This is a genomic window from Streptomyces sp. UH6 (assembly GCF_013421635.1).
In the GTDB taxonomy this organism is placed as follows: domain Bacteria; phylum Actinomycetota; class Actinomycetes; order Streptomycetales; family Streptomycetaceae; genus Streptomyces; species Streptomyces abyssomicinicus.
Window position 1 is genome coordinate 1 of sequence record NZ_JACADT010000470.1, and the last position, 4,304, is coordinate 4,304.

The window sequence follows — 4,304 nt, forward strand, 5'->3', positions numbered from 1 at the left end:
GCCGAGGTGACCGCCGCCGTGCCGCTGACCTGGCGGCAGGCACGGGTCGAGCGGCGTGACGTGGACCGGTTCCTGTTCGCACCCGAGGACGTGGTGGTCGTGGTCGGCCAGGACGGGCTGGTCGCCAACGTCGCCAAGTACCTCTCCGGCCAGCCGGTGGTCGGCATCGACACCGACCCGGGCCGCAACCCGGGTGTCCTGGTCCGGCACCGCCCCGCCGCCGCCCGGCGGCTCCTGCCGCACGCGGCGCTGCCCGCCGCCCGGGCCGACGAGCTCACCATGGTCGAGGCGGTCGCGGACGACACCCAGCGGCTGACCGCCCTCAACGAGATCTACCTGGGCGCCCCCGGCCACCGCACCGCCCGCTACCGCCTGGCTCTCGACGGGCGCGGCGCCACCGCCGAGTCGCAGGCGTCCTCGGGTGTCCTGATCGGCACCGGTACGGGCGCGACGGGCTGGATCCGCTCCGTGTGGCAGGAACGCCCGGAGCCCGGCCGTCCCGCCCTGCCCGGCCCGACCGAGGACCGCCTCCTGTGGTACGTCCGGGAGGCCTGGCCGTCGCCCGGCACCGGCACCTCCCTGGTCGCCGGAGAACTGGCCGCCCGCGGCCGTCTCTCCCTCACCGTGGAGTCCGAGCACCTGGTCGCCTTCGGCGACGGCATGGAGGACGACGCACTCGACCTGACCTGGGGTCAGACCGTCCAGGTCGGCGTCTGCCCGGACCGCCTACGGCTGGTGTGAGGGCCCGCGGCTCCGCTCAGTCCTCGCCCTCGAGCAGCATGACCGCCGACAGATCGACACCGTCGACGCCCACCACGGACGGAACGGTGACCACATCACCGGGGCGGTAGCGGCGCAGCGACTGGTACTTGCCGTCGGCCGGGTCCTCGTACAGCAGCACTTCGCCGTGCTTGCGGTCGGCGATCAGGTAGAGCGGGACACCGGCCTGGGCATAGCACTCCACCTTGGGCCCGAGGTCGTCGGACCAGTTGGACGACGTCACCTCGGCGACCATGCGGAAGACGTTCGGGGCGTAGCGGTTCCGGCGGACGTGGGCGTCACGGAAGTCCTCGTCCACCACGGAGAAGTCGGGGATCGCGTAGTCCTCGGGCAGGGTCGGGAGCCAGAGGCCGACGCCCTGGACGTAGCGCAGTCCCGCCTCGCGGGCCCCGGCACGGTCGAAGGCCAGGACCAGACCGGTGAGCGAGAGCGCGTGCGAGCCGTCCGGCGGCGGTGTCACGGTGAGCCTCCCCTGGAGAATCTCCACACGGTGCCCCGGCAGAACGCGGGCGAGGCGTTCCGCCTCGTCCCCCAGCGTCAGCTCGTGCTGCATCACAGCCATGCCAACCCTCCTGTACAGGCTCACTCTCCAGGAGGGTAGCTCTCGGCGGAGGGCATCCGCCCGGTGTCACCCGTTCGGCGCAGCCCCTGGACGCGCCGAGGCCCGGCGCCCCCCGCGTGGTGCGGAGAGGCCGGGCCTCGGTGAGGTGCGGGGTGGGTCAGTGGGAGTGGCCGTGGCTGTGGCCGTGACCCGCCGGGGCCTCCTCCTCTTCCTTCTTCTCGACGACCAGGGTCTCGGTCGTGAGGAGGAGGGAGGCGATGGAGGCGGCGTTCTCCAGGGCGGAGCGGGTGACCTTGACCGGGTCGATGACGCCGGCCTTGACCAGGTCGCCGTACTCGCCGGACGCGGCGTTGTAGCCCTGGCCCTTGTCGAGCTCCTTGACCTTGGAGACGATCACGTAGCCCTCGAGGCCGGCGTTCTCGGCGATCCAGCGCAGCGGCTCGACGACCGCGTTGCGGACCACGGAGACACCGGTGGCCTCGTCGCCGGTCTTGCCGAGGTTGCCCTCCAGGACCTTGGCGGCGTGGACCAGCGCGGAGCCGCCACCGGAGACGATGCCCTCCTCGACCGCGGCGCGGGTCGCGGAGATGGCGTCCTCCAGACGGTGCTTCTTCTCCTTCAGCTCCACCTCGGTGGCGGCGCCGACCTTGATCACGCACACGCCGCCGGCCAGCTTGGCGAGGCGCTCCTGGAGCTTCTCGCGGTCCCAGTCGGAGTCCGTGGCGTCGATCTCGGCCTTGATCTGGTTGACGCGGCCCGCGACGTCCTCGGAGGAGCCGGCGCCGTCGACGAGGGTGGTGTCGTCCTTGGTGACGGTCACGCGGCGGGCGGAGCCGAGCACCTCGAGACCGACCTGGTCGAGCTTGAGGCCGACCTCCTCGGCGATGACCTGGGCGCCGGTGAGGACGGCCATGTCCTGCAGCATCGCCTTGCGGCGGTCACCGAAGCCGGGGGCCTTCACCGCGACGGCGTTGAACGTGCCACGGATCTTGTTGACCACCAGGGTCGACAGGGCCTCGCCGTCGACGTCCTCGGCGATGATCAGCAACGGCTTCGAGGCGTTGGTCTGGATGATCTTCTCGAGCAGCGGCAGGAGGTCCTGGATGGAGGAGATCTTGCCCTGGTTGATGAGGATGTACGGGTCCTCGAGGACGGCCTCCATGCGCTCCTGGTCCGTCACGAAGTACGGGGACAGGTAGCCCTTGTCGAAGGCCATGCCCTCGGTGAAGTCCAGCTCCAGACCGAAGGTGTTGGACTCCTCGACGGTGATGACGCCGTCCTTGCCGACCTTGTCCATCGCCTCGGCGATGAGCTCGCCGACCTGCTTGTCCTGGGCGGACAGGGCGGCGACGGCGGCGATGTCGGACTTCTCGTCGATCGGGCGGGCGGTCGCGAGGAGGTCCTCGGACACGGCCTTGACCGCGGCGTCGATGCCCTTCTTCAGGGAGGCCGGGGAGGCGCCGGCGGCGACGTTGCGCAGACCCTCGCGGACCAGGGCCTGGGCGAGCACGGTCGCGGTGGTCGTACCGTCACCGGCGATGTCGTTGGTCTTGGTCGCGACCTCCTTCACCAGCTGGGCGCCGAGGTTCTCGTACGGGTCCTCGATCTCCACCTCGCGGGCGATGGTGACGCCGTCGTTGGTGATGGTCGGGGCGCCGAACTTCTTGTCGATGACGACGTTGCGGCCCTTGGGGCCGATCGTCACCTTGACCGTGTCGGCCAGCTTGTTGACGCCGCGCTCGAGGGCGCGACGGGCGTCCTCGTCGAACTTCAGGATCTTCGCCATGGGAGCGGTTCAGCCCTCTCGGGAGAATGCGGTGTATCGCCGTTGTGTCGGAGCAATACGAAGTCGTGAAAAAGCGAACTGCGCCCCGGCGCCCGGCTTATGGCGCGGGGGCCCGGGGCGCAGCTCGGTGCTTCAGGAGAAGCGGGCTTCGGCGGGAGCGAGCGCGCGGTCGACCGAACGAGCGTCGATCGGGCGGGCGGGCTCCGGCGAAGCGGGGTGAATTACTTCTCGATGACCGCGAGGACGTCGCGGGACGAGAGGACGAGGTACTCCTCGCCGTTGTACTTCACCTCGGTGCCGCCGTACTTGCTGTAGAGCACGATGTCGCCGACCTTGACGTCGAGCGGCAGGCGCTCGCCGTTCTCGAAGCGGCCCGGGCCCACGGCCAGGATGACGCCCTCCTGGGGCTTCTCCTTGGCGGTGTCCGGAATGACCAGGCCAGAGGCCGTGGTCTGCTCGGCGTCGAGCGGCTGGACCACGATGCGGTCCTCGAGCGGCTTGATGGCAACCTTGGAGCTGGCGGTCGTCACGATCCGACCTCCCCCTTCGGAGATCTCACGGGGTTAACTGTCTGAGGTGGCGACCAGGTGGATCCGTCGTCGCGGGTGCCGGACCTGCCCGTCGCTACTGGCACTCACCTGGGGCGAGTGCCAGAGCTGAGACTATGACCGCGGTTAGCACTCGGTCAAGCGGAGTGCCAATTTCCCGGCGGGTTGCGCGAACTCCCGCGGGAGAGCGGGACGTCCCGCCCGGACCCCGCCCTGCGCCCCACCGTCCCGCGGACGGGGCGGACGGGGCGGACGGGGTGGACGAGGCGGGCGGGGCGGTCAGGCCCGGTGGGTGGTGGGGGCGGGGACAGCCGGGACGGGGACAATGGGGCGGTGAGTGAGACCGCTGTGCACCTGGCCGCGTTCGCGGCGCTGCTGACCCCCGAGGGCCGCGCCCTCCTCGACGAGGTCCGGGACGTGTCCCCCGGCGAGGAACTGGCCACCGCCACCCGGTTGCGCCGGGCCCACTCCCCCGAGCTGGTGTCGGCCGCCCTCACCCAGGCCCGTCTGCGTACCCGCGCCGCCGCCAAGTTCGGCGCGCAGGACGCCCGGCGGATGTTCTTCACCCCCAACGGCGTGGAGCAGTCCACGCGCGCCTCCGTGGCCGCCCACCGCGCCGCGCGGTTCG

The 4,304-nt window shown here is 71.1% G+C and carries 4 protein-coding genes and 1 pseudogene; 2 read left to right on the plus strand and 3 right to left on the minus strand.

All coding sequences use genetic code 11. From position 1 onward, the window contains the following. Positions 1-741, plus strand: a 741-nt coding sequence (locus HW445_RS20135) for an NAD(+)/NADH kinase (RefSeq protein WP_180222386.1), incomplete at its 5' end; no start/stop codon positions are given. 16 nt (positions 742-757) lie between these two features. Here HW445_RS20135 and HW445_RS20140 read toward each other — a convergent pair. From HW445_RS20140 to groES, 3 genes are all read right to left on the minus strand, one after another. Beyond that, complete coding sequence (locus HW445_RS20140) at positions 758-1,342, minus strand: Uma2 family endonuclease (RefSeq protein ID WP_180222387.1); 585 nt, start codon at positions 1,340-1,342, stop codon at positions 758-760. A 157-nt stretch (positions 1,343-1,499) separates the two neighbouring features. Beyond that, a complete protein-coding gene (gene groL, locus HW445_RS20145) occupies positions 1,500-3,128 on the minus strand; it encodes a chaperonin GroEL (protein ID WP_180222388.1) in 1,629 nt (542 codons plus the stop codon). A gap of 221 nt (positions 3,129-3,349) precedes the next feature. Next, positions 3,350-3,658, minus strand: a complete 309-nt coding sequence (gene groES, locus HW445_RS20150; protein ID WP_031477499.1) for a co-chaperone GroES — start codon at positions 3,656-3,658, stop codon at positions 3,350-3,352. 351 nt (positions 3,659-4,009) lie between these two features. Here groES and HW445_RS20155 point away from each other — a divergent pair. Then, a pseudogene (locus HW445_RS20155) lies at positions 4,010-4,304 on the plus strand (SAM-dependent methyltransferase); the annotation flags it as partial.